Source organism: Pseudonocardia sp. C8, from assembly GCF_014267175.1.
Classification (GTDB): Bacteria; Actinomycetota; Actinomycetes; order Mycobacteriales; family Pseudonocardiaceae; genus Pseudonocardia.
This window is the reverse complement of record NZ_JACMTR010000002.1, coordinates 2,924,287-2,950,976: the sequence shown is the minus strand read 5'-3', so window position 1 is coordinate 2,950,976 and position 26,690 is coordinate 2,924,287. Positions and strand designations below refer to the sequence as shown.

The following is a 26,690-nucleotide window of genomic DNA, read 5'->3' as shown; positions in this document are numbered from 1 at the left end:
TAACGAGCCGGGGCGGTCCCGCGTCAGGTCCGGACGATCCGGGCCAGGTGGGCGGGCACGTCGACCCGGGTCCCGGCCGGCTCCCCGTACGACGCGGCCAGGTCCGCGGTGACGACACCGCGGTAGGTGGACCGGTCGAGGGCCTCGACCGTCCACCCGGGCCCGGCGAACGCCGCCCGGATCTCCGCGGCGTCGATCACCGGTCCGAACTCGGCGGCCGCACCGGTCCGGGCGAGCGCCAGCAGGTGCACGACGCCGCCGGGGCGCACGAGTCCGGCCAGCGCGTCGGCGTACCGGGCCTGGTCGCCGGGGTCGAACACGTGGAACAGGGCGCTGTCGAGGACCGTGTCGAACGTGCCGAGCCCGGCCGGGGCGAGTGCGTCGGCGACGGTGAACCGGGCGGCCACGCCGGCCGCCGCGGCGCGGGCCCTGGCCCGCTCGACGGCGGTGGCGGAGCCGTCGGCGCCGAGCACGTCGTACCCGAGGCGCGCCAGGTGGATGGTGTGCTCCCCGGTGCCGCAGCCCAGGTCGAGGACGGTCCCGGTGAACGCGCCGTCGCGGGCGAGCGCCACCACGGCGGGCTGCGGCTCGTCGATCACCCAGGGCGGGTCGCCGTCCCGGTAGGCCTGCTCGAACCGGGTGACCGGTGGGGTGACGTCCATCTGCATGCTCCTCCGTCGTCGGGTCCCGCCCAGCCTGCGAGCTGAAGTCGGCTCGAGGTCAAGCGTCTGCGCGCGGCCGTTGCGGGTCCTCCCGTTCGTCCGGGGGACCGGTGCGCTCCCGGCCGGTCTCGGTGACCAGCCCCGTCACCAGGTCGGCGGCGCTCCCGGCCCGGGTGCGCAGCGACCGGTCGTAGTGCCGGGTGGTGGCGATGCTGGCGTGCCCGACGTCGGCCTGGACGTGCTGGATCGGCGCCCCGGCCTCCAGGGCGAGCGTCACGTAGGCGTGCCGGAGCGTGTGCGGGTGCACCCGGTCGGCGACCTCGGCCAGCGGCGGCCCGGCGTGCCGGGCGATCCGGCGCAGCAGCTGGTGCAGGTCGTGCCGGGAGCACCGGCCGCCGTCCTTGGTGGCGAGCAGCGGGGAGCGGCGGGCGCCCCCGGTGCGGGCGGGCAGCGGGTCGCCGTACTCGCGGTCGCGCAGCAGCAGGTACCCGGTCAGCGCGTCGACGGTCGCCGCCCCGGGGAACACCTCGCGGACCGTGCCGCCCTTGCCGCGGACCCGCAGCACCCGCTCGCCGCCGGACACGACGAGGTCGTCGCGGTCCAGCCCGGTGATCTCGGAGATCCGCAGGCCCAGGCAGAGCAGCGCGACGTAGGCGACGGCGCGGCGGGCGTAGAGCTCGCGGTGCCGGGTGCGGTTCGGCAGCGCCGCCGCGGCCGCCCACAACGCGCGGACCTGGTCGGCCGTCAGCCGGATCGTGGGGGACGGGTCCCGGGAGGTCCCGGCCAGCCCGAGCCGCCCGCGGTGCAGCGCGGCCGGGTTCGCGTCGATCACACCGTCCTCGGCCAGGAACGCGTAGAACGCCGACACCGTGGACAGCATCCGGGCCCGGGTCCGCTTGCCGGCCCCGGCGGCGTCGAGGGCGTGCAGCCAGGTGGTGACGTGTGCGGCCGTCGCCGCCCGCGGGTCCAGCGCGTGGCCCGCGCACCAGCGGAAGTACGCCAGGTGGTGCAGCCGGCCTCGGCGGGCCGGTGGCGGCGTGCGCCCGCTGCCGGCGGCGCGGGCGGGCCGGTCGGCGCCGGTGACGGCGTCGGCCCACTCCGGGGGCAGCCCGAGCGCGTAGGCGTAGGTGCGCCGGGTCTGCGCGGCGCCGTAGCCGGCCAGCCAGCGGGCGACCAGGCCCCGCAGCGCGGCGGGGTCGTCGACGCCGGGCCAGTCGGCGTCCGGGCCGGGGTGCGGGCCCGGGAGCGCCGGCCCGGGACGGCGGGGGAGTGCGGTGAGCACCGTGAGCGCGGCGGGGTCGGTCATCGCCGACGATCGTGCCGGACCGTGGCCGGGTGGTCCGGTCCCGCCCCCGACGCCCGGGCCGCCGTTCTCACATGTGACCGGCGGTGCCGCCCCCGGTCCCGGTCCGGCCGCCGCGGAACATCTGCCCGGCGTCACCCATCCGGGTCGTGCCGAGCAACGCGAGCCCGGCCAGCAGCACCACCACGCCGGCGATGATGTTGGTCAGGAGCGCGCCGATGCCGCCCGCGGCTCCGCTGACCAGCCACAACGCCACGATGGTCCAGGCGCCGAGGATCGGGCACACCCAGGCCAGGCGGTGGGTGCTGCCGTAGGCCGCACCGAAACCGAAGCCGAGCACGGCGATCGCGAGGCCGACGACCAGGTTGTTCATCTGGAGCGGTCCGGCGAACCCGATGATCCAACCCGACAGGGCGATGTACAGCCCGGCGAGCATGATCACGCCCTCGATGAGCTGCCCGGTGGCCGTCTCGGCCGCCCGCTCGTAGCGCATCCGGACTTCTTGCAGCTCGTGCCCGCGCCGCACTTCGGCGAGGTCGGGGTGCTCCGACATGGGAGGGTTCTGTGGGGTGGACATCATGCTCACCTCCGTGCAAGACGAGTGTCCGCCTCGCACGATTGTCGACCTGCTCGCACCCGCAGGACAGAGGCAATATTCCGCGCGAGGCGACTCAGGCACCCAGCCCCAGCACCGCCACCATCAGCGGGATGAGCACGATGATCAAAAGAGCGCCGAGCACGTCGAACGACACCCCGGAGCGGATCATCTTGGTGATCGGCACCGCCCCGGAGCCGTAGACCACGGCGTTCTGCGGTGTCGACACCGGGAGCATGAACCCGAACGACGCGGCGAACGTGGCCGCGAGTGCCGGCACGAACGGGTTGACCCCCGCCGCGACGGCCACCGGGATGATGATCGGCACCACGACCGCGGCCGACGCGGTGTTGCTCGTGGTCTCCGAGACGACGATCGCCAGCACCACGGCGAAGATCGTGATCGGGACGATGCTGCTCAGCCCGAGCCCGGACGCCGCGGCGTTGCCCAGCGTCTCGGCCAGGCCGGTGTCGGCGAGCAGGGAACCGAAGATGATGCCGGTGCCGAACAGCAGGATCGTGCCCCAGTCGATCTCTGCGGCGTCCCGCCAGCGCAGGGTGAACTCCCGGTTCGCCCAGTCGGTCGGCAGCACGTACAGCAGCGCGGCCCCGAGGACGGCGACCACGCCCTCGTCGAGCCGTTCGCTGACGGCGTCGTAGACCGGCGAGTCGGCGCCGGCGACCAGCGCGACGACACCGGGGAGGATCCACAGTGCGACGGTGATGCCGAACGCGATCAGCGTGTTCTTCTCCGCCCGCGACAGCGGCCCCATCTCCGCGCGCTGCTGGGCCACGAACTCGCCGACGCCCTCGATGCGCCGGATCTCGGGCCGGTTGAGCAGCAGCAGCACGAGGGCGAGCGCCACGAACATCAGCAGGCAGATCGGGACCGCGGCGGCCATCCACTGCGCGAACGTGATCTGCCTGCCGGTGGCCTCCTCGATCAGGCCCCGGCCGATCAGGTTCGGTGGGCTGCCGACCGGCGTCAGCAGCCCGCCGACGCTCGCGCCGTAGGCCAGCATCAGCATCAGGGCCGCTCCGACGCGCAGCCGCAGCGGGTCGAAGTCCTCGGCCACCAGCCCACGTTCCTGCAGCAGCTTGGCGATCACCGCGAGGATGCCGATCGCGGTGGGCAGCAGCATGGCCACCGTCGCGGTGTTGGACACGAACGCCGAGAGCACGCACGTGATCGCGCCGAACGCGATGATCACGCCGGTCGTCGTCTGCCCCACGCGCGGCAGGGCGAGGATCCGGAACGCGAACCGCCGCGCCAGGCCGTGCTTGAGCATCGCCTGCGCGAGGATGAACGCCCCGATGAACGTGAAGATCGTCGAGGATCCGAACGGTGCCAGCGCGTCGTCGGCCGGCACCACCTGCAGGATCACGACGGCCGCGACCCCGATCAGTCCGCCGACCGGGATCGGCACCGCCTCGGTCACCCACAGGACGATCACGCCGAGCAGCACGCCGGCCAGCACCTGCTGCTGCGGCTCGATCGTCAGCGGCAGCAGCAGGAACACGATCGTCACCGCCGGGGCGAGGAACAGCCCGACCGTGCGGCGGCCCTTCTCGAACCGTTCCTCGGTGGGGGAGAGCCGCTGCTCACCGAGGCTGCGGTAGGTGGCGTGGCCGAGCAGGGCCTGGTCGACGTCGGTCCGGGTGCCCGGGCTCTGGTCGCTCATGGGCGAAGCGTGACAGGGGTCACGACCGGCGGCCACCCGGGCGGAGATCGTCGGCTCCGGCCGGGCCGGGCAGTAGGGTCGGCCCGGTCGCAAGGAGGTGCCGATGGTGGGCCTGAGCCGTCACGATCATGGCGCCGTCGGGGTGCTGGTCCCGGAGAACGGGGGCCGCTACCCGCACGGCAACTCGCTGCTGATCCGGGGGAGCGCGGAGACCGTGCTGGTCGACCCGTCGCTCGCGGTCGGGGAGCAGGGCCTGGACGGGACCGGGGTGGACGCGGTGGTCGTCAGCCACGGCCACGAGGACCACCTGGCGGGGCTGCACCGGTTCCCCGAGGTGCCGGTGTACGTCCACGAGGCGGACCTGCCCGCGGTGCGCTCGGTCGACGCGCTGGTCGAGGGCTACGGACTGCCGCGGGAACGGTCCGGGGAGTTCCGGGCCGAGCTCGTGCGCGACTTCGGGCTGGTGGACCGCCCGGACGCCACCGGTCTGGCCGACGGCACCCGGCTCGATCTGGGCGACCGCACGCTGACCGTGGTGCACCTGCCCGGTCACACGGCCGGCCACTGCGGGCTCCTGGTCGAGCCCGACGACTTCTTCTTCGTCGGCGACATCGACCTGAGCCGGTTCGGTCCGTACTACGGCGACCTGGGCAGCGACCTGTCGGCGTTCGAGGCGTCGATCGAGCAGTGCCTGCAGGTGCAGGCCCGCTGGTACGGCACGTTCCACCACAAGGGCGTGGTGACCGGCGCGGCCGAGTTCGCCGGCCAGCTGCGTGCCTACCGCGACGTGATCGGCACCCGGGAACAGCGGCTGCTGGAGTTCCTCGCCGAGCCGCGCACCCTCGACGAGATCGTCGCCCACCGGATCGTCTACCGCCCGCACGTCGACCTGCCCTGGGCGGACACCGTGGAGCGGCGGACCGCGGAGCAGCACCTGGCCCGGCTGGTCGCGGGCGGGACCGTCGAGCTCGTCGAGCCCGGGCGGTACCGGGTGGCGCGCTGAGACCGGTGACACATCCGGGACGAGCTACTTGACCTGAACTCAGCTTCAGCTCAGAGGCTGTGTCCATGAGCGAAACAACAACCGTCCACACCGTCGATCCGACTTCCTCCGGCTTCCCGGCGGCGCGCCGCCGGCTGCTGCGCCCGGCCGGCGTCGGGGCCACCGTCGTCGTGACGCTCGTCGTCTGGGCCGTCGGCGTGCTCGCCGGCGCCGACTACGTCCTCAGGGACCCGACCGGATCGGTGACCATCGGGGCAGGGACGACGGCGGCGGTCACGCTCGTCGTGTCGCTGCTGGGCTGGGCCGTCCTGGTCCTGCTCGAACGCCTCACCCGGCACGCCGCCCGGATCTGGACGGCGCTGGCCGCGGTGGTGCTCACCGCGTCGATGGTCCCGATCTTCCTCGTCGACGCCACACCCGGGACCCAGGTGGCGCTGTTCTTCGTGCACCTCGCGGTGGCGGTGCTGGTGCCCGCGTTGCTGCGCACCCGCGCCCGGTAGGGGCGGCCGACCCCGAGCCGTCTCCGGGGCGACCCCGAGGTGGCGGCGCCGGGGGCACGGCACCGTGGAGTTATGAGAATCGCAGTGCTGGTGTTGGCGGGGATCGGCGCGATCGTGGTGCTCACCGGTGTGGTGCTGCCGGTGCTGGGCTGGCTGGTCGGGTCGCTGGCGTGGCTGGCCGCGGGCGCGCTCCTGGTCGGCGGCGGGGTCTGGGCGTACCGGCGCGTGTCCGGCTCCCGGGCGCAGTCGCTGGGGCCGGGCGCGGGGCCGCGTCAGCTGCCCTGAGGATCACGGCCGCGAGAACCTACCCGGCCGGGTCGAGCAACGCGGGGTCGTCCGGGCGCACCTCGCGGGAGAGCGGGTCGTCCTCCGGGACCCCGGCGACGGTCGCGGTCCCGCACCCCCACCAGCGGACGGTCACCCCCTGCGGCTCGCTCGTGGCCGGACCCAGCGCGCCGGTCGCGGCCCGGACCGCGGGCACGGTGTGGAAGGTGCGGCTGTGGTCGCGGGTCCCGTCCACCGAGGTCACCTCGAACAGGAACAGGGCCACCTGCTCGCCGTCGGCCGGACGACCCGGCGGCCACGGGTTGTCGAGCTCACCGCCGAACGGGTTGCCGACCAGGTGGGCACGGACGGTGGGGTTCTCGGGCACGGCGGACCGCCTTTCCGGGGTGGGTGTCCGGCGCCGTCATGCGGCGGCGCCTGCCGGTTCGTCGTAGGTGACGGCCAGCTCGCCGTCGTGCAGGGACACCGAGACGGTGCCCCCGTCGGTGACCTCCCCGCCGAGCAGCGCCCGCCCGATCCGGGTCTCCACCTCGCGGGTGAGGAACCGGCGCAGCGGGCGGGCGCCGTAGACCGGGTCGAACCCCTGCTCCGCGATGAACCGCAGCGCCGCCGGGGTGACCTCCAGGGAGATCCGGCGCTCGGCCAGGCGGTCCCGGAGCTCGCCGAACATCAGGTCGACGATCTTCTCGATGTCCGGCGGGGTGAGCGGCTTGAACAGGACGATGTCGTCGATCCGGTTGAGGAACTCGGGCCGGAAGTGCGCGCGGAGGTCGGCGAGCACGGCCTCGCGGGCCTCGGGCTTGATCTCGCCGCCGCTGGTGACGCCGTCCATCAGGTACTGCGACCCGATGTTCGAGGTCATGATGATGACGGTGTTCCGGAAGTCGACGGTGCGGCCCCGGGAATCGGTCAGCCGGCCGTCGTCGAGCACCTGGAGCAGGGTGTTGAAGACGTCCGGGTGGGCCTTCTCGACCTCGTCGAACAGGAGCACCGAGTAGGGCTTGCGCCGTACCGCCTCGGTGAGCTGGCCGCCGTCCTCGTGCCCGACGTAGCCGGGTGGGGCGCCGACCAGCCGGGACACGGTGTGGCGCTCCTGGTACTCGCTCATGTCGAGCCGGATCACGTTGCGCTCGGTGTCGAACAGGTTCGCGGCGAGCGCCTTGGCCAGCTCGGTCTTGCCGACTCCGGTCGGCCCGAGGAACAGGAACGACCCGATCGGGCGCCGCGGGTCCTTGATGTGCGACCGGGCCCGGATGACGGCGTCGGCCACCAGCAGCACCGCCTCGTCCTGGCCGATCACCCGCTCGTGCAGCAGCTCGTCGAGCCGCAGCAGCTTCTGCCGCTCGCCTTCCTGCAGCCGGGACACCGGGATCCCGGTCCACCGGGAGACGATGGCGGCGATCTCGTCGGCCGTCACCACCTCGCGCAGCAGCCGGTTGCCGCCCTGCTTGCTCGCGAGGCGCTCCTCCTCGGCCTGCAGCCGCCGCTCGAGGTCCGGAAGGCGGCCGTGGCGCAGCTCGGCGGCCCGGTTCAGGTCGTAGTCGCGCTCGGCCCGTTCGGCCTCGACGCGGACGCGCTCGATCTCGCCGCGCAGGTTCTGGGCCTTGTGCACGGCCTGGCGCTCGGCCTCCCACCGGGCGCGCATGGCGGCGGCGTCGGACCGCAGGTCGGCGAGCTCGCGGCGCAGCTCCTCCAGCCGGGTGCCGCTGGCCGCGTCGGTCTCCTTGGCCAGCGCGGCTTCCTCGATCTCGAGGCGGGTCAGCCTGCGGGTGTACTCGTCGAGCTCGGCGGGCATCGAGTCGATCTCGGTCCGGAGCATCGCGCACGCCTCGTCGACCAGGTCGATCGCCTTGTCCGGCAGGAACCGGTCGGTGATGTAGCGGTCGCTCAGGACCACGGCCGCGACCAGCGCCCCGTCCTGGATCTTGACGCCGTGGAAGACCTCCAGCCGCTCGCGGAGCCCGCGGAGGATGGAGATCGCGTCCTCGACCGACGGCTGGTCCACGACGACCTGCTGGAACCGGCGCTCCAGCGCGGCGTCCTTCTCGATGTGGCGGCGGTACTCGTCGGCGGTGGTCGCGCCGATCATGTGCAGCTCGCCGCGGGCGAGCATCGGCTTGAGCATGTTGCCGGCGTCCATGGCGCCCTCGGTCGCGCCGGCGCCGACGATCGTGTGCAGCTCGTCGACGAACAGCAGGATGCGCCCCTCGGCCCCGATGACCTCGCTCAGGACGGCCTTGAGCCGTTCCTCGAACTCGCCGCGGTACTTCGCGCCGGCCACCAGCGCGCTCATGTCGAGCGCGAAGACCGTCTTGTCCTTGAGGCCCTCGGGCACGTCGCGGTGGTGGATCCGCTGGGCGAGGCCTTCGACGATCGCGGTCTTGCCGACGCCCGGGTCCCCGGTGAGCACCGGGTTGTTCTTCGTCTTGCGGGACAGGATCTGGATGGTCCGGCGGATCTCGGCGTCCCGGCCGATGACCGGGTCGAGCCGGCCGGCCGCCGCTTCCGCGACGAGGTCGCGGCCGTACTTCTCCAGCGCCTCGTAGGTGCCCTCGGGGGTCGCGGAGGTCACCCGCTGGTGGCCGCGGACGTCGGTGAGCGCCTTCAGGAAGGCGTCCCTGCTCAGCCCTGCCTCGTGCAGCAGCCGCCCGCCGGGGCCGGCGCGGCCCTCGTCGAGCATCGCCGTGATGAGGTGCTCGACCGAGACGTAGTCGTCCTTGAGGCGCCTGGCCTCCTGGTCGGCGGCGTCGAGCAGCCGGGACAGCCGCTGGGTGACGGCCGCCTGCCCGGGCCGGACGCCGGGGCCGCTGACCTTCGGACGCCGGTCGAGCTCGCGTTCGAGGGCGCCGGCGAGCCGGTCGGTGTCGACGCCCGCGGCGGCCATCAGCCGGGGGACGAGCCCGTCGGGTTGCTCGAGCAGGGCCAGCAGCAGGTGCTCGCCGTCCACCTCGGTGTGGCCGTACCGGAGCGCCTTGGTCTGGCCGTCGTGCAGGGCTTCCTGGGACTTCTGGGTGAGGCGGTCGGGGTCCACGTCAGCCTCCGGTGCGTCGTGGGCGTTGCTGCAGGGTGGCTTCGAGCTCGGCGATGCGGTCGAGAAGGTCGACGACCACACCCAGGGCCGCGTAGTTCAACCCGAGCCCGGCCCGGAGCCGCTGGATCCGGGCCACGGCGGCGAGCTCGGTGACCGGGAACCACCGGTTGCCCCGGGCGTCGGTGACGCACTCGACGAGGCCGAGGGTCGCCCACCGGTGCACGAGTTCCGGGTGGACGCCGGCGGTCTCGGCGAAGGACTCCGGGTCGAGGCGGTGCGCGCCGACGTGTCCCAGGACGAGCGGGTAGGTCATCCGGGCCTCCTTCATCGTCTCGGCTCGAACGTCGACGTGGTCGACAGCTCGCGGTAGAGGTCGCGCTCGGCCTCCGTCGGGTCGGTGGGGACGACGACGCGGACCTCGGCGTACAGGTCGCCCGCGGTGCCGCGCGGGTCCGGGATGCCGCGCCCGCGCAGGCGCAGCCGCTTCCCGCCGGCCGTGCCGGGCGGGATCTTGACCTTGGCCTCGCCGTCCGGGATCTCGAGCGCGACGGTCGCCCCCAGCACGGCCTCCCACGGCGCGACCGGCACGGTCAGCGAGACATCCCGGCCGTCGACGCGGTAGCGCGGGTGCGGGGCGAACCGCACGATCAGGTACAGGTCGCCGGGCTCGCCGCCGTCGAAGCCGCGCCCGCCCTGCCCGGCCAGCCGGATCCGCTTCCCCTCGGTGACCCCCTGCGGGATGTTCACCTCGAGGGTCTTCGGACCGTCCGGGCCGGACAGGGTGAGCGAGCGCCGGCCGCCGCGGTAGGCCTCCTGCAGGGTCAGCTCGATCTCCGCCTCCTGGTCGGCGCCGGGCACCGGGCCCCGGGCCCGCCGGGCACGCCCGCCGAACATCCCGCCGAGGAGGTCCTCGATGTCGATGTCGTCGTCGGACCAGGTGAAGGTGGAGCCGTCGCCGAACCCGCCGGTGCGCTCACCGCCCGCGCGGGCCCGGGCCCAGGTGTCGGGGTCGACGCCCTCGGGGACCGACCGGAAGTCCGCGCCGAAGGCGTCGTACCGCTTGCGGGTCTCCGGGTCGGAGAGCACGTCGTAGGCCTCCGTGATGCTCTTGAACGTGTCCTCGGCGCCCGGGTCCTTGTTGATGTCGGGGTGGTAGGAGCGGGCGAGCTTGCGGTAGGCCCGCTGGATCTCCTCCGGGCTCGCGTCCCGGCCGACGCCGAGGGTCGCGTAGAAGTCGGTGTCGTGCGTGGTGGCCATCAGCTCGGCTCCGGGGCCGCGACGACGACACCGGGCGGGCGCAGCTGGTGATCGCCGTCGCCGAACCCGGTGCGCACCGTCTGCACGATCGTGCCGGGCGCGAACTCCCCGGCCGGGACGGTGCTGACGGCCTCGTGCCGGGCGGGGTCGAAGGCCGTGCCCGGCTCGTCCTCGCGTTGCGGGAAGCCGAGCCGGGCGAGCACGGCCGCGGCCTGCTCGCGGACGGCGCGCAGGCCCTCGACGATCGCGCCCGGGTCGGACTCCGCGTGCTGCAGTGCGATGTCGAGGTTGTCGAGGACGGGCAGCCACTCCCGGGCCACCCGGGCGCGTTCCAGCTCGCGGGACCGCTCGGCGTCGCGGGCGGTGCGCTTGCGGAAGTTCTCGAGATCGGCGGCGGCGGTCCGCCAGCGGTCCTCGAGCTCGGCGATCCGCGCGCGCAGCTCGCCGGCCTCCTGGCCGTCCGCCGCGCCGGTCCCGGGGTCCGGGCCGGCTGCGGTCCCGTCGGTGCTCTGCTCGGTCATCGTCCTACTCGTGGCGTCGCTCAGGAGGTGGTGAACTCGGCGTCGACGACGTCGTCGTCGTCCGGGCCGGGGCGGCCGCCCGGGGCGCCGTGGGCGGCACCCACGTCCGGTCCGGCCGCGGCGGCCGCGAGGCCGTGCAGCACCTGCTGCAGCTCCGCGGTGAGCGACTTGATCCGGTCCAGCGGGGGGTCGGCGTCCTCGAGCAGGCTGCGGGCGTCGGCGACCAGCGACTCGGCGCGGGCCTTCTCGTGCACCGGGACGGACCCGCCGAGCTCGGTGACCTGCTTGTCGACCTGGTACGCGGCGGTGTCGAGGACGTTGCGGGCGTCGACGGTCTCGCGCAGGCGGGCGTCCTCGGCCCGGTGCTTCTCGGCGTCGGCGACCATCCGGTCCACCTCGGACGATTCCAGGTTGGAGCTCTCGCTGATGGTGATGTTCTGCTCGGTCCGGGTGGTCTTCTCCATGGCCGAGACGTTGAGGATGCCGTTGGCGTCGATGTCGTAGGTGACCTCGATCTGCGGGACGCCGCGGGGCGCCGGCGGGATGTTCTCCAACCGGAACCGGCCGAGCACCCGGTTGTCGGCGGCCTTTTCCCGCTCACCCTGCAGCACGACGACGTCGACGGCGGGCTGGTCGTCCTCCGCGGTGCTGAAGGTCTCCTTGCGCCGAGCCGGGATCGTCGTGTTCCGCTCGATCACCTTGGTCATGACGCCACCGAGGGTCTCGATGCCCAGCGACAGCGGGGTGACGTCCAGCAGCAGGACGTCCTTCGCCTCACCCTTGATCACGGCGGCCTGGACGGCGGCGCCGAGCGCGACGACCTCGTCCGGGTTGACGGTCATGTTCGGTTCCCGGCCGCCGGTGAGCCGGCGGACCAGCGCCTGCACGGCCGGGATCCGGGTGGATCCGCCGACCAGGATGACCTCGTCGATGTCGGTCGGGGTCAGCTTCGCGTCGGCGATCGCCTGCTCGACCGGGCCCCGGCAGCGTTCCACGAGGTCCTCGGTGATCTGGTCGAACGTCGAGCGCATCAGGGTGACGTTGAGGTGCTTCGGGCCGGAGGCGTCGGCGGTGACGAACGGGAGGTTGATCGTGGTCTGGCTGACCGAGGACAGCTCCTCCTTGGCCTTCTCCGCGGCCTCCCAGAGCCGCTGCAGCGCCTGCGCGTCGGAGCGCAGGTCGATTCCGGTGTCCTTCTTGAACCCCTCGGCGAGGTGGTCGACGATGCGCTGGTTGAAGTCGTCGCCGCCGAGATGGGTGTCTCCCGCGGTGGCGCGGACCTCGACCACGCCCTCACCGATGTCGAGGATGCTGACGTCGAAGGTGCCGCCGCCCAGGTCGAAGACCAGGACGGTCTCGCTCTTCTCCTTGTCCAGGCCGTAGGCCAGCGCGGCGGCGGTCGGCTCGTTGATGATCCGGAGCACGTCCAGGCCGGCGATCTTGCCGGCGTCCTTGGTCGCCTGCCGCTGCGCGTCGTTGAAGTACGCCGGCACGGTGATCACCGCTTCGGTGACCTTCTCCCCGAGGTACTTCGAGGCGTCGTCGACGAGCTTGCGCAGCACCTGGGCGGAGACCTCCTCCGGCGCGTACTGGCGGCCGCGGACGTCGAACCGGGCGGCGCCGTCCCCGCCGGCGACGACGTCGTAGGACACCGCGTCCCGCTCGCCGGCGACCTCGTCGTGCCGGCGCCCGACGAACCGCTTCGCCGAGGAGACGGTGCCCTTGGGGTTGAGGATGGCCTGCCGGCGCGCGAGCTGGCCGACCAGTCGCTCGCCCTGCTCGGTGTAGCCGACGACGGACGGCGTCGTGCGGTCGCCGTCGGCGTTCGCGACGACGGTGGGATGCCCGCCCTCCATGGCAGCGATCACCGAGTTCGTCGTACCGAGATCGATTCCTACGGCCTTGGCCACGAGGTCTCCTTGTCACGGTGCGGTCGGTCCGCGGCGCCCCGGTGGTGGGGGGTCGATGCGCGGGATCCACACGGAATGCTGTCGGGCGCAACGAATGCGACGGCCGCACGTCCGTACCTGATCGAATTCGAGCGTCGAACTGCTGCGGTCGACGGTTCCGTCCGGTCCGGGTCTACTGCGGTCCGGGACGGGTCGTCAAGCGGACTCCGGTTGTCGATCGACCAGGTGCAGCGCGATTGTGAGCCGCTCCAATCGACTTTGGTGAGCGGCACATCGACCGGTCGGTCGAACCGGGTTCGATCCCGGGCGTGCGGTGATCGCTACGGGTCCCGGGTCGACAGGCACGTCCTCCCACCGGGTGGCTGTCACGCGAACCCACCCGGGAGCCTGCGACCTCGCCCGGCGATTCGCCCGGGTGACCGATGATTCCCGGCGCCGAGCCCGGTCCACATTGGCATGCTGATCATCGCCGGCCACCTGCTGACCGACCCGCGGGACCGGGACGCCTTCGTGGCCGAGGGCACCACGGTCGTCTCGATGGCACGTGCGGCTCCCGGTTGCCTGGACTTCTGCCTGACGGCGGACACGGTCGACCCCGGGCGGGTGAACGTGTTCGAGCGTTGGGAGTCGGAAGAGGCGCTGCTGGCGTTTCGCGGTTCGGGGCCGGATTCGGGCACCGCGGCGCGGATCGTCGGGGCCGATGTGCGGCGCTACGGAGTGGCGTCGGTGGGGGAGCCGTAGTGGCAGGCGGCGTGCTGCGGTGAGCGGTCCTTCGGCGCGCCGAACGGCCGGGAGAATGGCGTGGCCACGCGCTAGAATTCGAACATGCGAGCGAAGTCGAGTGAGAACGGCGGGGACCCGGTCACGGCCGCGCTGTCCACCATGCTCGACCAGCTGTCCACGCTCGCCGACACCGACACCGACACCGACCCCGCCGGCGGGGTGACCGCGGCGACCCGGATCGACCGGATCGCGCTGCTGGAGAAACTCCGTGGCGCGGTCGCCGCCGCCCAGCACACCGAGGCGATCGGGTTCGCCCGCGCCCAGGTCGAGGACACGATCGCCCGCGGCGACGTGCACCCGGCCAGGGTGCAGCGCGGGATCGCCGACCAGATCGCGCTGGCCGCCCGGATCTCACCCACCGCCGGGTCGCGGCGGCTGGGCACCGCCCGCATCCTGCGCGCCGACCTGCCCGGCGTGCGCGGGCTGCTGGTGGCCGGGCAGATCTCCGAAGACATCGCCACCCAGGTGGTCTCGGAGACCCGGCACCTGACCCCGAAGCTGCGCCGGCAGGTGGACACCCAGATCGTCGCCGCCGGTGTCGACGGGCTGAACCCGCGCCAGGCCGCGATGAAGGTCCGCGACCTCGCCTACCAGGCCGACAAGGCCGGCTACCTGCAGCGGGGCCGCACCGCCCGCAAGGACCGCCGGGTCACCCTGCGGCCGGCCCCGGACACCATGGCCGTGCTCTCCGCCCTGGTGCCGGTCGAACAAGGCGTCGCCGCGCTGGCCGCGCTGCGCCGGCACGCCGACACCACCGTCGGGGTCGGCGACGAACCCCGCACCCGGGACCAGGTCATGGCCGACACCCTCGTCGAACGCCTCACCGGCCAAACCACCGCCGGCGATGTGAACGTCGAGGTCGGCATCGTCATCCCGGTCGACGCCCTGACCGACCCCCGCTCCCCGGCCACCGCCCAGGTCGTCGGGCACGGCCCGATCCCGGCCTGTCTCGCCCGCGAGGTCCTGGCCGGCACCAAGGGCCGCCGCTGGTGGCGACGCCTGTTCACCCGACCGGCCGGCGGACCGCTGATCGGCGCCGACCCCCGGCGCCGCTACTTCGACGGCGTACTCGCCGCGTTGATCCGGATCCGGGACGACGACCGCTGCCGGGACCCCTACTGCGGGGCACCGTGCCGCAACATCGACCACATCCACCCCGACGCACAAGGCGGACCCACCAGCTACACCAACGGCCGCGGCACCTGCGTACGCGGCAACCAGATCAAAGAACTACCCGGCTGGACCGCCGAGGTCATCCACGACGGACTCGGCACCGAACCCCACACCGTGCGGACCACCACCCCGACCGGCCACACCTACACCAGCCGCGCCGGACCCTGACCCCGCCGGAGCCGGGGGCGGCTCCAGGAGCGTCACGCGGTGCCGTGCCAGGGACGCACCCGCGGCAGCCACCGGGGGACGGCGGCACAGTAGCGCTCGTACTGCTCACCGAACCGCTCCCGCAGCACCGGCTCCTCGCGGTAGATCACGAACACCGACACCGGCACCGCCATCACCGCGAGGTAACCCAGCAGCCGGCGGCGCCCACCGAGCAGGGCCTGACCGAGCACGAGCGCGGCCAGGGCGACGTACATCGGGTTCCGGACGTGCCGGTACAGGCCGTCGACCACCAGTTCGGTCGGCGGGGCGGCCGGGACCGGCGTGCCGAGCCCGTCACGCACGAACTCGGCGAACGCGGTGGTGAGCGTGACACCCCCGGCGCCGATCAGCAGCGCCCCGGCGGCGCGCGTCACCGCGCCGCCGGGGAAGGGGCGCCGGGGTGCCGACCGGGTCAGCAACCACGGCACCACACCGGCCACCGTGCCGGGGCCGGCCACGAGGAACGCTGCCGACCCGAGTGCGGCGCGCCGCCGCCTGCGATCCGATGCCGATTCCGCCCGCATGAACTCAACATACGCTGAATTAATGGTCCGGGCCACAATCGAGGCCGCGGTCGGTGCCACCCGGCTACCCCGGGCCCCGGCACGCACAGCGACCGCCCGGGGGGAGCGTCATGGTCAGCATCGGAGATCTCGCCGGGCACGGGCCGGTGCCGGCCCGCCCTGCTGGGCCGGACGTGCCGGCGTGAGGGTCCTCGACCGCACCACCCTCAACCGGGCGCTGCTCGCTCGCCAGCTGCTGGACCGCCGGAGCACGCTGCCCGCGATCGGCGCCGTCGAGCATCTCGTCGGGCTGCAGGCCCAGGAGCCACTGGAGCCGTACGTGGGGCTGTGGTCGCGCGTCGACGGCTTCATCCCGCGCGATCTGGTCCAGCTCCTCGAGGAGCGGCACGCCGTGCGCACGCTGCTGATGCGCCGCACGTTGCACCTGGTCTCGGCCGAGGACTGCCTGCAGCTGCGGCCGGTGCACCACCGGATGCTCGTCACCCGCATGTACGGGACCCTGCGCAGGCAGCTTCCCGGTGTGGATCTCGATGAGCTCGCCGAGGCCGCCGCTCCGCACTTCACCGGCGAGCCGCGGCGGACCACCGACGTCGCGCGCATCCTCGCGTCGCGCTGGCCGGATGTGGCGAGGCGCGACCTGGCCGATGCGTTGGGCACGGTCGTCCCGCTGGTGCAGGTCCCGCCGCGCGGACTCTGGGGACGGACCGCGCCGGCGACGTGCCTCACGACGGGGAGCTGGCTCGGCCGGACGCCCGGTCCCGCGTCGACCGATCCGCTCGCCGAACTCGTGCTGCGGTACCTGCGCGCGTTCGGCCCCGCAGCGAGTGCCGACATCCGGGCATGGTCCGGCCTGACCGGACTCCCGGCGGTGATCGCCCGCCTGCGCCCGCAGCTGTGCACCTACCGGGACGAACGCGGACGCGAGCTCCTCGACGTGGAGGACGGCCCGCTTCCCGACCCGGACATCCCGGTCCCGGTGCGGTTCCTGCCCGCGTTCGACAACGCGGTGCTCGGCTACGACGACCGCAGCCGCGTCATCGACGCGCCGCATCGGGGCCTGAGCGTGCGCGGGGCGCGGTTCGTCCTGGTCGACGGCCGGGTCGCCGCAACCTGGACGAGCGGCCGGGAGACGACGCCGGATCCCGTGACGGTGACCGTCACACCCCTGCGCACACTCACCGAGGACGAGCAGGAACAGGTACGCGACGAGGCGACTCAGCTGGCCACGTTCCTCGGCGACGGCCTCCCCGGACGCGTCGTCCTGGACCGCCGTCGGTCGGCGTGAACCGGCCCGCCTACATGCGGTCGACCGAGTCGCTACCCTCGGGGCCCGCCGTCCGGCGCAAGGTCTGCGAGGCCGCCGAGTCGGAGCCGTGTTCGGGTTCCTCCTCGAGCTCCCCGTCGCGGCGCCGCGCGTCGCGGGCCGGATCGTCGTGCCGGTCGGGCGTCTCGCCCCCGCGGTCCGGGCCTTCCTCGGCGTCCTCGGGATGGGCGTCGGCCATGACATGTCACCTTCCTGTGGGGGTTGCCGCGCGCTCGGTGGGGTCGACCTCGACGCGCTCCACGAGGGTTCCCGCGGCCTGCGCGGCCCATTCACGGTCGCCGGGCTCTCCGTGACGGGCTCCGCCGCGGCGGACGGTCGTCAGCCGGCTGTGATAGCGACGACCACCGGGGCCTGGTTCATGTCGAGCACGGGCTCCCGGCTCCGTCCCGGTGGTGTCAGAGCCCGGCCATGGTGCGCCGGAGAACGACCGAGGGAGCCCGCAATGCGGAAGGTGATTGCGAACGAGTTCGTGACGCTGGACGGGGTGGTGCAAGCGCCCAGCTATGCCGACGAGGACCTCGCCGGCGGGTTCGAGCACGGTGGCTGGAACGCCCGCTACCTCGATGACGTGTCCATGCAGTGGGTGATCGACAACGTGCGAGGCGCCGGCGGCTACCTGCTCGGGCGCGGCACCTACCAGCGGTTTGCCGCCCACTGGCCGCACGCGCCGGAGGAGCAGCAGGTGCTCGCCGAGCCGATGAACACGCTGCCGAAGTACGTGGCCTCGACGACCATCGAGGAGCCGCTCAGGTGGCAGAACGCGCGGCTGCTGGCAGGCGATCTCGGTGCTGCGGTGGCCGCGCTGAAGGCGGACGACGGAGGGGACCTCCACCTCATCGGCAGCCCGGGGCTTCTCCAGACCCTGATCCACCTGGGTCTGGTCGACGAGCTCCGGCTGATGATCGACCCGGTGGTGGTGGGTGGCGGCAAGCGCCTGTTCGGCGACGACGGTGCGCTGCAACCGCTCCGGCTGGTCGACAGCCGGGTCACCGGCACGGGCGCGATCATCGCGACCTACGCCACCGGCGGTGGCTGACGCCGGGCAGCGGCCCCGGTGTGGGCGAGCACCGCCGCAGCCACCTCGGCGTGTGCCCGGCGGGGGAGCCCGGTCCCGACCCCGTCGAGGACGAGCAGGGTCGCGCCGGGGATCTCCCCGGCCAGCGCCTCCGCGTTCCCCACCGGGAAGAACGGGTCGGCCGCGCCGTGCACCACCAGTGTCGGTGCGGTGATCTCCGGCAGCCGTTCGCGCCAGCGCGGCGTGCAGTCCAGCTTCGCGAACACCGTGCTCAGCAGGCCGTTGCGCGCCGAGGCCGGGTGCGGGCCGGAGCGGTCGAGAACCGCGGCCGCGCGAGCGCGGGCCTCGGCGGCGTCGACCCCCGGCGTGCCGGCGAGGGCGCGGGCCGTGGCCACCGCACCGTCGAGGATCGACGTGCGGTCGGCCCAGTCGACCGGGGGAGCGCCGGCGAAGTGGGCCATGATCGCCGGGGAGTGCTCGGGCAGGTCCTCGTCGACGGGGCCCGGCGCGACCGGGCGGGTGCCGACCAGCACGAGCGACGCGACCCGCGACGGGTGGTCCAGCGCCAGGAGCTGCGCGATGAAACCGCCGGTCGCGATGCCCACGACGTGCGCGCTGGCGATGCCGAGCCCGTCGAGTACGCCGACGGCGTCGGTGACGAGGTCACGCAACGTGTAGCCGGGCGAGTCGGGGTCGACGGTGGTCGATCGGCCGGTGTCCCGCAGGTCGTAGCGGACGACGTACCGGTCGGTGAGCCGTTCGACGAACGCGTCGTCCCAGGTGGCGACGGTGGTGCCGATCAGCAGCAGTGGGACGTCGGTCGGCGAGCCGGTGGTGTCGACGCACAGCTCGACGTCGCCGACCGGAAGAAGGGTCTCCATGCCCCTGCAGACTGCGCGAGCGGGCCGTACTCATCGTGGCGGTGCGGACACGATCGCCTCTGCGGATCAGGCAGTCGTGGACGACCGGGTCGCGCGGATGATCCAGGCCGCCGACCTGAAGACGACACCGCCAGGTGTCCGGTGGGCGGTGATCGTGGCACGCAGGGCGTCCCGGGCGCGGGACGCAGCGGCGTCGTCGAGGCCGTCGAGCATCCAGCCGAGCAGGCCGAGGACGAGCTCATGGGCATCGTCGGGATCGGTGCCGAACCACATCGGCGCCTCGTGACCGTCGATCCGGACGTCGGTGTACCCGGCGGAGTCGAGCACGGCGCGGATGACGCCGGGATCGGCGAGGGAGAAGGGGCCGGGTGCATCGGGCGGGGGTGCCGGCGGCGTACGGCCGGCGGCGAGGGCACCGCCGAACTCGCGGATCCACTCATTCCGCTCGACCGGCTGCCACGTCAGCAGCGCGAGCCGGCCACCCGGCCGGAGGGCGCGCCCGATGTTGGCGAGTGCGGCGACCCGGTCACCGAAGAACATGGCGCTGGTCCGGCCGACGGCCACGTCGAACGCCCCGGCCTCGAAGGGGTGGACCTGCGCGTCGGCCTGGGCGAAGACGACGTTGGCGTGCCCGGTGGCCGCGGCTCGCCGGCGAGCCACGTCGACCATCGCCGAGGACAGGTCGACACCGAGCACGGAGCCGGTCGCGGCGAGGCGGGCGGCGTGCCGGGACGTGCTGCCGGTTCCGCAGCCGATGTCGAGCACCCGGTCGCCGGAGCCGATGGCGGCGGCGTCGAAGAGGGCGTCGTCGTAGGCGGCGAGGGCGCGCTCGAAATGGTCGGGGTGGGCGGCCCAGTAGCCGCCCTCGTCGCCGTCCCAGGCGCGCAGCTGGTCGAGGTTGGACGGATGGACGGGCACGGCATCGGTCGTGGTCACGGTCGGACCCCTCTGCTAATCTCCCATTGGGAGTAAAATGTCCTCCCAGAGGGAGAAGCATGTCAAGCCCCTCCTCGATGACCACGACGTCCTACGCCATCCTGGGCCTGCTGGCCGTGAAGCCGTGGCGGACGCATGAGCTGGTCCGGCAGGTCGATCACAGCCTGCGCCGGATCTGGCCGCGGGCGACCAGCAAGCTCTACGAGGAACCCAAGAAGCTGGTCGCCCACGGCTACGCCCGGGCGGCCGACGACTCCGTCGGCCGCCGTCCCCGCACCCGCTACACGATCACCGCCGAGGGGCGCCGGGCGCTCGCCGCCTGGCTCTCGGAACCCGGCGAGGGGCCGGTGCTCGAATGCGAGCAGCTCGTCAAGGTCCACCTCGGCGACCACGGCACCAAGGCCGACATCGTCGCCAACCTGGAGGCGATGCGGTCCTGGGTGCTCGCCCAGAACGAGGAGAACCTCGCCACCGCCCGGGCCTACCTCGAAGGACGTGGCGCCTTCCCCGAGCGTGCGGCACTGAACCAGCTCCCCGGGCGCTTCCTGACCGAGTACTACCTGATGGTCGCCCGCTGGGTCCGGTGGGCGACCGACGTCGTGGAGGCCTGGCCCGACGACGTCACCCGGGCCCCGTTCGACGTGGCGGCCGCCGAGGAAGGGGTGCGACTGGCCCAGGACGTCGTCACCCTCCTCGAGCGTGACACCGTCTCATCGTGTCTCCCAAATCGGTCGCAGGACGGTGCGGAGCCGAGTTCGGCGGCCCTCCCCGCCGTGCTGACCGACGCCCAGTGGGCACGCCTTGCGCCACTGCTCCCGTCGTCCGCGGGGCGTCGCGGACGGCAGTTCCGTGACGACCGGCGTGTGGTCGAGGGGATCCTCTACCGGTTCCGGAACGGGTTGCCGTGGCGCGACGTGCCGGCCGGGTTCGGGCCCTGGCAGACGTTGTGGAAGCGGTATCGCCGCTACCGCCGCGACGGCACCTGGGACCGGGTTCTCGCTCCGCTGCTGGCCGACACCGTCGGAGTCGAGTGACCGCGCCCGGCGTCACGCCGATCGGATCACGGCGAGCCGGTCCACCAGCAGCTCCTGGGACCGCTACCACTACCTCCGCGTCGCCGTCATCATCGCCGCCTTCGCCCTGCTGGCCGCCGCGCTCGCCTGATTCCCGTGTGGACTCGCTGGGTGCGCCTCGTTCCGCCCGCCGGACCGCGATGGTGGCGCGCTCGCCGTCCGGTCTGCGCATCAAGTCGCCCGCCGTGGTGTCGCGGCGGACCGGCCCGGCGTCGGGGCGCCGGTGGTGCCCGCCGGTCCGCGCCGCGCGACGGAGAGGACTCGCAGGACGAAGCCCGGTGCGAGCAGGGCCTCCGGGGCACGCACCATCGCGATCACCTCGTTCAGCCGGAGGGCAACGGCGTCGTCGTGCTGGGCGGCGATGGTCACCCGGTCCATGTAGCGGTTGAGGAGGTCCGTCCCGGGTGGCTTGGGCCCCGTCGTGCCCTCGTAGACGAAGTCTCCGCCGACGGCGACCGACCACGGGCCGGCCACGACCCGGCCGACCGACCGCAGGTACCGGCGGGTGAAGGCGCGGTCCACCGCGCCGGAGCGGTCGAGGCATGCGCCGAGAGCGTCGGCCTGCAACACCGCCGAGGTCATGCCCTGGCCGTAGATGGGATCGAAGCTGCAGACGGCGTCGCCGAGGGGCGCCCAGCCGATGGGGACGCGGCGCATGCGCTCGACGTGTCGTCGCTGGTTCGCACGGAACCGGTGGGTCGCCCGCGCGCCGACCGGTTCGGCCGTTTCCATGATCTCGGCGATCACCGGGGAGGGCATCGATCGCGCGTAGGCCAGCCGCTCGGTCTCGCCGGTGGGCGGTGACTCGCCGTTGAGGCCGCCGAGGAGCACGATCCACCGGTCGCCTTCCACCGGCAGCGCCATGGCCAGCCGCCTGGCGGCCGGTTCGTCGATCACGGCCGCGGCCTTCCAGCCCCGGTGCGGATCGTCGCCGCGCCGGTACACCTGGGACACGTAGCGGGTGTCGACCGCGACCACCGAGGTCGGCGGTGCGGTGAATCCCAGTGGCGCCAGCCACGCCAGGCTCCTGGCCTGCCGGCCGGTGGCGTCGATCACCAGATTGCAGCCTGCGGTCGTGCCGTCGTCGAGCTGGACGCCGGTGATCCGGGCCCCGCCGGTGTCGGTGTGCAGGCCCGCGACGGTGGTGCGGTCGCGGACGGTGACCCGGGGGAGGGCCTCGACGCGCGTGCGGACGGTGTGTTCGAGGAACGGGCGCGACATCGCCGGCCCGCGCAGCGGGGAGGAGGGCCGTCGCGCCACACCGCCGCCCTGGTGCCAGTAGAAGTCGCCGCACAGGTCGAGGTCCACGGCGCCGTCCGCCTCGAGCTCGTCGACGATGCCGGGGAACCAGCGCTCGAGCAGGCGGGCGCCCGCGACCAGCAGCAGGTGCGGGTGCCGGCCCTGGGGCACGCGGCCACGCGGGACCGGACCGTCGGGGAGCGCGTCGCGGTCGATGAGCAGCACGTGGTCGAACCGCTCGGACAGGACCCGGGCCGCGCACAGCCCGGCCATGCTCGCGCCGACGACCACGGCGCGGCCACCGATTCGCGCAGGACGTCGGTCGGTCGTTCCGGTCATCGCGGTGTTCCTCACGCTCGGTGGGCAGCGGCCTCGAACAGACCATTCGGGTCGTAGGTGCGGCGGATCTCGGCCAGCCGGGCCCCGTGGGCGCCCAGCGCGGTGGCCCGCAGCGCGTCCTCCTCGCCGAGACCGGCGAAGTTGAGGTAGACGCCGCCGGTGGCGAACGGGACGAGCGCGTCCCAGGTGGACCGCGCCCAGGCGATGGCGGAGTGGTCGAGCGCCGGGTCGTGCCAGGACGCGTCCACGCTGATGTTGAAGCCGGCCGCGCGGTGCGGGTAGGCGGTCTCGTCCTCGCCCACGCGGGCGATGGCCCCGCCGAGCGTGCGGATGTAGACGACCGATTCCGGGCTCGGCCGGTGCACGTCACAGGCGAGCAGGGCGTCGATGAGCTCGTCGGTCAGCTCGTCGACGAAGTGCGACTTCCAGTAGTAGCGCCCGCCGGCGGGGAACAGGTCGTCGAGGGCGCGCTGGGACTCGACGTAGGACGAGGTCGCGGTCATGTCGGCCAGTGGAACGCCGAGCCGCCGCAGCGGTTCGAGCACCGGGCCGGCGTCGGCAGGAGCTCCGATGTAGACGCCCGCGACGATCACGACGGGCGCGCCGTGCAGATCACCGGGCACGTCGGGCAGCGGCGGGATGCTCCAGAGCCCGATCTCGGGGGTGAGCGTGTCCGGGGCCTGCCGGGCCACCTCGCGCCAGGCCCGCAGCACGGCAGCGGCGTCCTCGTACGGGTACAGCACCAGCGCGCCGGCGACCTCGGGTCCGAGCGGGTGGAGGTCGAACTCCAGCGAGGTGACGACGCCGAGCCCGCGCCCGCCGCCGCGGGCGGCCCAGAACAGGTCGCGATGCTGGTCGCGGCTGGCGGTGCGGACCATCCCGTCCGCGGTGACGATCTCGACCGACCGCAGGTTGTCGCAGCTCAGGCCGTGCGTGCGCATCATCGCCCCGAGGCCGCCGCCGAGGGTCAGGCCCGCCACGCCGGTGACGGACACCTCGCCGCCCGGGGTGGCCAGCCCGTGAAGCTGGGTGGCCCGGTCGACCTCACCCCAGGTCGCACCGGCCTGTACCCGTGCCGTGCGCGCCATCGGGTCGACCTGCACCCCGCGCATGGACGACAGGTCGATCACCAGGCCGCCGTCGCAGACCCCGCTGCCCGCCACCTGGTGCCCGCCGGCGCGGATGCTGAGCACCGGGCGCTGCTCCCGGGCCACCCGGACCGCGTCGACCACGTCGGCCACGTCCGCGCAGCGGGCGACGGCCGCGGGCGCGCGGTCGACCAGGCCGTTCCACACCCGGCGGGCCTCGTCGTAGCCGGGATCAGTGCGGCCGACGACCGCCCCGCGCAGGCCGCCGCGCAGCGCGTCGACCAGCGCACGCTCGGCACCGGAGCTCATTCGTGCGGGAGACTCTGTCCGTGTCATGCGGGTTACTGTCGCGGCCGCACCTTGCACGCCTCTTGCACGGCGCGTCGGCCGGGGGGCCGGCGTGACCGGGCTCGCCGGGGCGCCGCAGGTGCGGGTCGACGTGCTCGGCCCGCTGCGGCTCACGGTCGGTGCCGACGTGGTCGACGTGCCCGGTCCGAAGCGCCGGGCGCTGCTCGCGCTCCTGGCCATGGAGGAGGGCCGGGCGGTCACCACCGCCCGCCTGCTGGACGCGCTGTGGCCGGACGACCTGGACTCGGCCCGCGCCGCGCTGCACAGCCACGTCTCCCGGCTGCGCCGGCACCTCGGGCCGGCCGCGGGCCGCCTCGCCGGTCGCCCCGGCGCCTACCTGCTGGATCCCGGCGACGGCGACGGGACCGACGTCGCCCGCGCCCGCTCGCTGCTCGCCAGCTCGAGTGGGTCACCGCCCGACGTGGCCCGGCGGCTGGCGGCCGAGGCGCGGTCGCTCTGGCGCGGCCGGCCGCTCGCCGAGTTCCCCGACGTCGCCCCGCTCGCCGCGCTGGTACCGGCGCTGGACCGGTTGCGGCGGAGCGTCGACGAGACCTATGCCGCCGCGGCTCTCGACGCGGGCGCGCCGGCCGACGCCGTGGACGTCGCGGCCGCGCTGGTCGCCACCGACCCGCTGTCCGAGCGGGCCGTGCTGATCCTGATGCGCGCGCTGCACGCGACCGGGCGGGCGCCCGACGCGCTGCGCGTCGCCTACGAGCACCGCCGGCGGATCATCGCCGAGAGCGGGCTCGACCCCACGCCCGCGCTCGCGCGGCTCGAGCGGGAGATCGCCGGCGACGTGCGGCCGGACCGGGGGCTGCCCCGCCCGGCCGGTCCGCTGCGCGGCCGCGACTCGGAGCTCGCCGCCCTCCGGCGGTTGCTCGCCCGGGAACGCCTGGTCACCGTGCTCGGGCCGGGCGGAGTCGGCAAGACCCGCTTGGCGACGGCGATCACCGCCACCACCGAACCGGTCACCGTGCTGCTGCTGGCTCCGGTCACCACCACCGCGGCGGTCCCGCATGCGCTCGCCGACGCGCTCGACCTGCGGATCACCCAGGGCGACGTGCTCTCCGCCTGCGCCGCGCTGCTCGCGGCGGGCCCGCACCTCCTCGTGATCGACAACTGCGAGCACCTGCTTCCCGCCGTGCGGGACGTCGTCGCCGCCCTGATCGACCGCTGCCCGCGGCTCACCGTGCTGGCGACGAGCCGGGAGCCGCTCGGGCTGACCGTCGAGCAGCGGCTGCGGATCGCCCCGCTGGGGCTCGTCGGCGGGCACCGGGCCGACGACCTGTCCCGCTCACCGGCCGTCGCGGTCTTCCTCGACCGGGCGCGGCGGGTTCGACCGGGTTTCGTGCCCGGGCCGGCGGAGCTCGGCCTCGTCGCCGAGATCGTGCGCAGGCTCGACGGCATCCCCCTTGCCATCGAGCTCGCCGCCGGGCGCCTGACGTCACTCGGCCTCTCCGAGATCCACAGCCACCTCGACCGGGCCCTCGACCTGCTCGGCGACGCCCATGACACGACGCTGCGACGGACGATCGAGTGGTCCTACGACCTGCTGGACGGGCCGGAGCGGCGGCTGTTCCGCCATCTCGGCGCGTTCCCCGACGGGCTCGACCTGGCGACCGCCGAGTCCATTGCCACCCGGGTCGGCGTTCCCGGGGACACCGTCCGGACCCTCGCACACCTCGTCGACGCGTCGATGGTCGAGGCGGTCCCCGGTTCGCCGACGCGCTACCGCCTGCTCGACACCATGCGGGCGTTCGCCCGCGATCGCCTCGCCGCCCATGACGAGGAAGAGGCCTCGACCGAGGAGTTCCTCCGGTGGGCGCTCGACCTCGCGGCGTGGGCCGATCGCACGATCGATACCGAGGACGAGCCGGGCGTCGACGCCGTGCTCCGCCGCGAGACGGCCAACCTGCGCGCCGCCTGGGAGCTGCTCCGCGGACGGTGTCGGCTCGACGAGGCCGTGCGCCTGGTCATCGGGCTCGATGCCGCTGCAGGCTGGCGCGACCTCACCGAGATCTGGTCGTGGGGCCTGGAGCTGACGGACGATCCCGCCCTCGATACCCACCCGGACGCCACCTCGATCCGGGGCATCGCCGCCGGGGCAGCCTGGGCCCGTGGCGAGCTCGAGCGCGCCGAGCGACTCGCGCGAGCGGGGCTGCGGTCGTCCGGCGACGGCCGGTGGCGGTGCGAGGCCGCGCTGGCCCTCGCCGCGCTCAGCAGGGGTGAGCTCGAGGATGCGGTGGCCCACGGCACCGAGGCCGGCAGGCTCGCGCCCCGACCCGACCAGAGCCTCGGAGTCGCCGCCCTCGCAGCGGCCTACCGGGGCGACCTCGATGCGGCGAGGGAGCTGAACGGCCGGCTGGCCGGTGTCGCCGCCTCACCGACCCTGCGCGGGTTCCACCACTACGTGGCCGGCGAGATCGACGCGTCGGCCGGGGACACGGACCGCGCCGAGGCCCACTACGAGCAGGCGATCAACCTCGCCCGCGTCAGCGGTGCCACGTTCGTCGACGGGATCGCCTCGGTCGGTCTGCTCACCGTCCGCGCGGCGACCGGACGTGTCGCCGACGCGCTGGACGGCTACCGGGACCTCGTCGACTACTGGGAGCGCACCGGCGGCTGGGTGCAGCAGTGGACCACCCTGCGCAACCTCGCCCGGCTGCTGCGCACGCTGGGCGACGCCGGGACGGCGCTGCTGCTCGACACCGCCGCCGACCACGCCCCCGACGCGCCGCCGGTCGGCGACGACCAGGATCCGGCCGTCGGGGACCTGCCGGCCGATTCTGTCTCGGACGTCAGGGCGATCGCCGCGGTCACCGGCCGCGCGCAGGTGCTCGCCGTCGCACGGCAGGCGATCGCCGACCACCGGGCCGCGATCACACGCCGAGCTGCGCGATGATGCGGCGTCGGTTGTGAATCGGCAGTAGATGGCGGGACCCCGTCCAGCCGCTCACGGAGCGCCGCGACCCTCACAGCCGGGGCCGAGAAACGTCGGCGACGTCGTCCGCC

At 73.8% G+C, this 26,690-nt stretch carries 25 protein-coding genes and 1 pseudogene; 10 read left to right on the top strand and 16 right to left on the bottom strand.

What is annotated here, in order from left to right:
• Positions 1-23: 23 nt before the first annotated feature.
• The 4 genes from H7X46_RS14285 to H7X46_RS14270 form a co-directional block, all read right to left on the bottom strand.
• Positions 24-662, bottom strand: coding sequence for a bifunctional 2-polyprenyl-6-hydroxyphenol methylase/3-demethylubiquinol 3-O-methyltransferase UbiG (locus H7X46_RS14285; protein ID WP_186359868.1), 639 nt, complete (start codon positions 660-662; stop codon positions 24-26).
• Positions 663-720: 58 nt separating this feature from the next.
• On the bottom strand, positions 721-1,968 hold the full coding sequence (locus H7X46_RS14280; RefSeq protein ID WP_186359867.1) for a tyrosine-type recombinase/integrase: 1,248 nt from the start codon (positions 1,966-1,968) through the stop codon (positions 721-723).
• Between the two features lie 67 nt (positions 1,969-2,035).
• A complete protein-coding gene (locus H7X46_RS14275; RefSeq protein ID WP_255426138.1) occupies positions 2,036-2,518 on the bottom strand; it encodes an SPW repeat protein in 483 nt (160 codons plus the stop codon).
• A gap of 118 nt (positions 2,519-2,636) precedes the next feature.
• Positions 2,637-4,241 (bottom strand): DASS family sodium-coupled anion symporter, encoded by a 1,605-nt coding sequence (locus H7X46_RS14270; protein WP_186359865.1) that lies wholly within the window; start codon positions 4,239-4,241, stop codon positions 2,637-2,639.
• A gap of 103 nt (positions 4,242-4,344) precedes the next feature.
• Here H7X46_RS14270 and H7X46_RS14265 point away from each other — a divergent pair, with 103 nt between their 5' ends.
• The 3 genes from H7X46_RS14265 (at position 4,345) to H7X46_RS14255 (ending at position 6,029) form a co-directional block, all read left to right on the top strand.
• The gene (locus H7X46_RS14265) at positions 4,345-5,244 is read left to right on the top strand and encodes an MBL fold metallo-hydrolase (protein ID WP_186359864.1); all 900 of its coding nucleotides are present in this window, start codon (positions 4,345-4,347) and stop codon (positions 5,242-5,244) included.
• 65 nt (positions 5,245-5,309) lie between these two features.
• Positions 5,310-5,744 (top strand): DUF6069 family protein, encoded by a 435-nt coding sequence (locus H7X46_RS14260; RefSeq protein WP_186359863.1) that lies wholly within the window; start codon positions 5,310-5,312, stop codon positions 5,742-5,744.
• A 72-nt stretch (positions 5,745-5,816) separates the two neighbouring features.
• Entirely contained in the window at positions 5,817-6,029 is a 213-nt protein-coding gene (locus H7X46_RS14255; protein ID WP_186359862.1) for a hypothetical protein, read from the top strand.
• Between the two features lie 19 nt (positions 6,030-6,048).
• Here H7X46_RS14255 and H7X46_RS14250 read toward each other — a convergent pair whose 3' ends face one another.
• From H7X46_RS14250 to dnaK, 6 genes are read right to left on the bottom strand one after another with little or no spacing between them, the layout of a single operon-like run.
• On the bottom strand, positions 6,049-6,396 hold the full coding sequence (locus tag H7X46_RS14250; protein ID WP_186359861.1) for a hypothetical protein: 348 nt from the start codon (positions 6,394-6,396) through the stop codon (positions 6,049-6,051).
• A gap of 36 nt (positions 6,397-6,432) precedes the next feature.
• A complete protein-coding gene (clpB, locus tag H7X46_RS14245; RefSeq protein WP_186359860.1) occupies positions 6,433-9,060 on the bottom strand; it encodes an ATP-dependent chaperone ClpB in 2,628 nt (875 codons plus the stop codon).
• A gap of 1 nt (position 9,061) precedes the next feature.
• Positions 9,062-9,373, bottom strand: a complete 312-nt coding sequence (locus H7X46_RS14240; RefSeq protein WP_186359859.1) for a chaperone modulator CbpM — start codon at positions 9,371-9,373, stop codon at positions 9,062-9,064.
• An 11-nt stretch (positions 9,374-9,384) separates the two neighbouring features.
• Positions 9,385-10,317 (bottom strand): DnaJ C-terminal domain-containing protein, encoded by a 933-nt coding sequence (locus H7X46_RS14235; protein WP_186359858.1) that lies wholly within the window; start codon positions 10,315-10,317, stop codon positions 9,385-9,387.
• A complete protein-coding gene (locus H7X46_RS14230) occupies positions 10,317-10,838 on the bottom strand; it encodes a nucleotide exchange factor GrpE (RefSeq protein WP_186359857.1) in 522 nt (173 codons plus the stop codon). The genes H7X46_RS14235 and H7X46_RS14230 overlap by 1 nt, the downstream gene beginning before the upstream one ends.
• Positions 10,839-10,858: 20 nt before the next feature.
• The gene (dnaK, locus tag H7X46_RS14225) at positions 10,859-12,748 is read right to left on the bottom strand and encodes a molecular chaperone DnaK (protein WP_186359856.1); all 1,890 of its coding nucleotides are present in this window, start codon (positions 12,746-12,748) and stop codon (positions 10,859-10,861) included.
• Positions 12,749-13,204: 456 nt separating this feature from the next.
• Here dnaK and H7X46_RS14220 point away from each other — a divergent pair, with 456 nt between their 5' ends.
• Positions 13,205-13,489, top strand: coding sequence for a putative quinol monooxygenase (locus tag H7X46_RS14220; RefSeq protein WP_186359855.1), 285 nt, complete (start codon positions 13,205-13,207; stop codon positions 13,487-13,489).
• Positions 13,490-13,573: 84 nt separating this feature from the next.
• Positions 13,574-14,872, top strand: a complete 1,299-nt coding sequence (locus tag H7X46_RS14215) for a DUF222 domain-containing protein (protein WP_186359854.1) — start codon at positions 13,574-13,576, stop codon at positions 14,870-14,872.
• Between the two features lie 32 nt (positions 14,873-14,904).
• On the opposite strand, the gene H7X46_RS14210 is transcribed toward H7X46_RS14215, so the two are convergent.
• Entirely contained in the window at positions 14,905-15,435 is a 531-nt protein-coding gene (locus H7X46_RS14210; protein WP_186359853.1) for an isoprenylcysteine carboxylmethyltransferase family protein, read from the bottom strand.
• A 181-nt stretch (positions 15,436-15,616) separates the two neighbouring features.
• Here H7X46_RS14210 and H7X46_RS14205 point away from each other — a divergent pair, with 181 nt between their 5' ends.
• Positions 15,617-16,720: a winged helix DNA-binding domain-containing protein gene (locus tag H7X46_RS14205; protein ID WP_186359852.1), complete on the top strand. Its 1,104-nt coding sequence runs from the start codon at positions 15,617-15,619 to the stop codon at positions 16,718-16,720.
• Positions 16,721-16,730: 10 nt separating this feature from the next.
• Here H7X46_RS14205 and H7X46_RS14200 read toward each other — a convergent pair whose 3' ends face one another.
• Positions 16,731-16,937: a hypothetical protein gene (locus H7X46_RS14200; RefSeq protein ID WP_186359851.1), complete on the bottom strand. Its 207-nt coding sequence runs from the start codon at positions 16,935-16,937 to the stop codon at positions 16,731-16,733.
• Between H7X46_RS14200 and H7X46_RS14195 the strand changes: the two genes are divergently transcribed.
• Positions 16,923-17,795, top strand: coding sequence for a dihydrofolate reductase family protein (locus H7X46_RS14195; RefSeq protein ID WP_370589072.1), 873 nt, complete (start codon positions 16,923-16,925; stop codon positions 17,793-17,795). The genes H7X46_RS14200 and H7X46_RS14195 overlap by 15 nt on opposite strands.
• Here the strand turns inward: H7X46_RS14195 and H7X46_RS14190 are convergent.
• On the bottom strand, positions 17,774-18,655 hold the full coding sequence (locus tag H7X46_RS14190; protein ID WP_186359849.1) for an alpha/beta fold hydrolase: 882 nt from the start codon (positions 18,653-18,655) through the stop codon (positions 17,774-17,776). The genes H7X46_RS14195 and H7X46_RS14190 overlap by 22 nt on opposite strands.
• Between H7X46_RS14190 and H7X46_RS30680 the strand changes: the two are divergent.
• A pseudogene (locus H7X46_RS30680) lies at positions 18,654-18,770 on the top strand (hypothetical protein); the annotation flags it as partial. The gene H7X46_RS14190 and the pseudogene H7X46_RS30680 overlap by 2 nt on opposite strands.
• Here the strand turns inward: H7X46_RS30680 and H7X46_RS14185 are convergent.
• The gene (locus tag H7X46_RS14185; RefSeq protein WP_370588767.1) at positions 18,722-19,591 is read right to left on the bottom strand and encodes a class I SAM-dependent methyltransferase; all 870 of its coding nucleotides are present in this window, start codon (positions 19,589-19,591) and stop codon (positions 18,722-18,724) included. The pseudogene H7X46_RS30680 and the gene H7X46_RS14185 sit on opposite strands and share 49 nt — an antisense overlap.
• 59 nt (positions 19,592-19,650) lie before the next feature.
• Here H7X46_RS14185 and H7X46_RS14180 point away from each other — a divergent pair, with 59 nt between their 5' ends.
• Positions 19,651-20,625 carry a transposase gene (locus H7X46_RS14180; protein WP_186359848.1) on the top strand — a complete coding sequence of 325 codons (975 nt, stop codon included), beginning with the start codon at positions 19,651-19,653 and terminating at the stop codon, positions 20,623-20,625.
• A 210-nt stretch (positions 20,626-20,835) separates the two neighbouring features.
• Here H7X46_RS14180 and H7X46_RS14175 read toward each other — a convergent pair whose 3' ends face one another.
• Together H7X46_RS14175 and H7X46_RS14170 are read right to left on the bottom strand one after the other, a co-directional pair.
• Complete coding sequence (locus H7X46_RS14175; protein ID WP_186359847.1) at positions 20,836-22,242, bottom strand: NAD(P)/FAD-dependent oxidoreductase; 1,407 nt, start codon at positions 22,240-22,242, stop codon at positions 20,836-20,838.
• Positions 22,243-22,253: 11 nt separating this feature from the next.
• Positions 22,254-23,666, bottom strand: coding sequence for an FAD-binding oxidoreductase (locus tag H7X46_RS14170; RefSeq protein WP_186359846.1), 1,413 nt, complete (start codon positions 23,664-23,666; stop codon positions 22,254-22,256).
• A gap of 64 nt (positions 23,667-23,730) precedes the next feature.
• Here H7X46_RS14170 and H7X46_RS14165 point away from each other — a divergent pair, with 64 nt between their 5' ends.
• Positions 23,731-26,580 carry a BTAD domain-containing putative transcriptional regulator gene (locus tag H7X46_RS14165; RefSeq protein ID WP_222131310.1) on the top strand — a complete coding sequence of 950 codons (2,850 nt, stop codon included), beginning with the start codon at positions 23,731-23,733 and terminating at the stop codon, positions 26,578-26,580.
• The last annotated feature ends 110 nt before the right edge of the window (positions 26,581-26,690 follow it).

Excerpts from the sequence above, each read along its gene's own strand:
- H7X46_RS14200 (WP_186359851.1), bottom strand. The coding sequence starts at position 16,937 with ATGGCCGACGCCCATCCCGAGGACGCCGAGGAAGGCCCGGACCGCGGG.
- H7X46_RS14275 (WP_255426138.1), bottom strand. The coding sequence starts at position 2,518 with ATGTCGGAGCACCCCGACCTCGCCGAAGTGCGGCGCGGGCACGAGCTG.
- H7X46_RS14210 (WP_186359853.1), bottom strand. The coding sequence starts at position 15,435 with ATGCGGGCGGAATCGGCATCGGATCGCAGGCGGCGGCGCGCCGCACTC.
- H7X46_RS14180 (WP_186359848.1), top strand. The coding sequence starts at position 19,651 with ATGTCAAGCCCCTCCTCGATGACCACGACGTCCTACGCCATCCTGGGC.
- H7X46_RS14235 (WP_186359858.1), bottom strand. The coding sequence starts at position 10,317 with ATGGCCACCACGCACGACACCGACTTCTACGCGACCCTCGGCGTCGGC.
- H7X46_RS14255 (WP_186359862.1), top strand. The coding sequence starts at position 5,817 with ATGAGAATCGCAGTGCTGGTGTTGGCGGGGATCGGCGCGATCGTGGTG.
- H7X46_RS14260 (WP_186359863.1), top strand. The coding sequence starts at position 5,310 with ATGAGCGAAACAACAACCGTCCACACCGTCGATCCGACTTCCTCCGGC.
- H7X46_RS14170 (WP_186359846.1), bottom strand. The coding sequence starts at position 23,666 with ATGACACGGACAGAGTCTCCCGCACGAATGAGCTCCGGTGCCGAGCGT.
- H7X46_RS14220 (WP_186359855.1), top strand. The coding sequence starts at position 13,205 with ATGCTGATCATCGCCGGCCACCTGCTGACCGACCCGCGGGACCGGGAC.
- H7X46_RS14175 (WP_186359847.1), bottom strand. The coding sequence starts at position 22,242 with ATGACCGGAACGACCGACCGACGTCCTGCGCGAATCGGTGGCCGCGCC.
- H7X46_RS14240 (WP_186359859.1), bottom strand. The coding sequence starts at position 9,373 with ATGACCTACCCGCTCGTCCTGGGACACGTCGGCGCGCACCGCCTCGAC.
- H7X46_RS14280 (WP_186359867.1), bottom strand. The coding sequence starts at position 1,968 with ATGACCGACCCCGCCGCGCTCACGGTGCTCACCGCACTCCCCCGCCGT.
- H7X46_RS14265 (WP_186359864.1), top strand. The coding sequence starts at position 4,345 with ATGGTGGGCCTGAGCCGTCACGATCATGGCGCCGTCGGGGTGCTGGTC.
- H7X46_RS14215 (WP_186359854.1), top strand. The coding sequence starts at position 13,574 with ATGCGAGCGAAGTCGAGTGAGAACGGCGGGGACCCGGTCACGGCCGCG.
- H7X46_RS14195 (WP_370589072.1), top strand. The coding sequence starts at position 16,923 with ATGGGCGTCGGCCATGACATGTCACCTTCCTGTGGGGGTTGCCGCGCG.
- H7X46_RS14270 (WP_186359865.1), bottom strand. The coding sequence starts at position 4,241 with ATGAGCGACCAGAGCCCGGGCACCCGGACCGACGTCGACCAGGCCCTG.
- H7X46_RS14190 (WP_186359849.1), bottom strand. The coding sequence starts at position 18,655 with ATGGAGACCCTTCTTCCGGTCGGCGACGTCGAGCTGTGCGTCGACACC.
- H7X46_RS14285 (WP_186359868.1), bottom strand. The coding sequence starts at position 662 with ATGGACGTCACCCCACCGGTCACCCGGTTCGAGCAGGCCTACCGGGAC.
- H7X46_RS14230 (WP_186359857.1), bottom strand. The coding sequence starts at position 10,838 with ATGACCGAGCAGAGCACCGACGGGACCGCAGCCGGCCCGGACCCCGGG.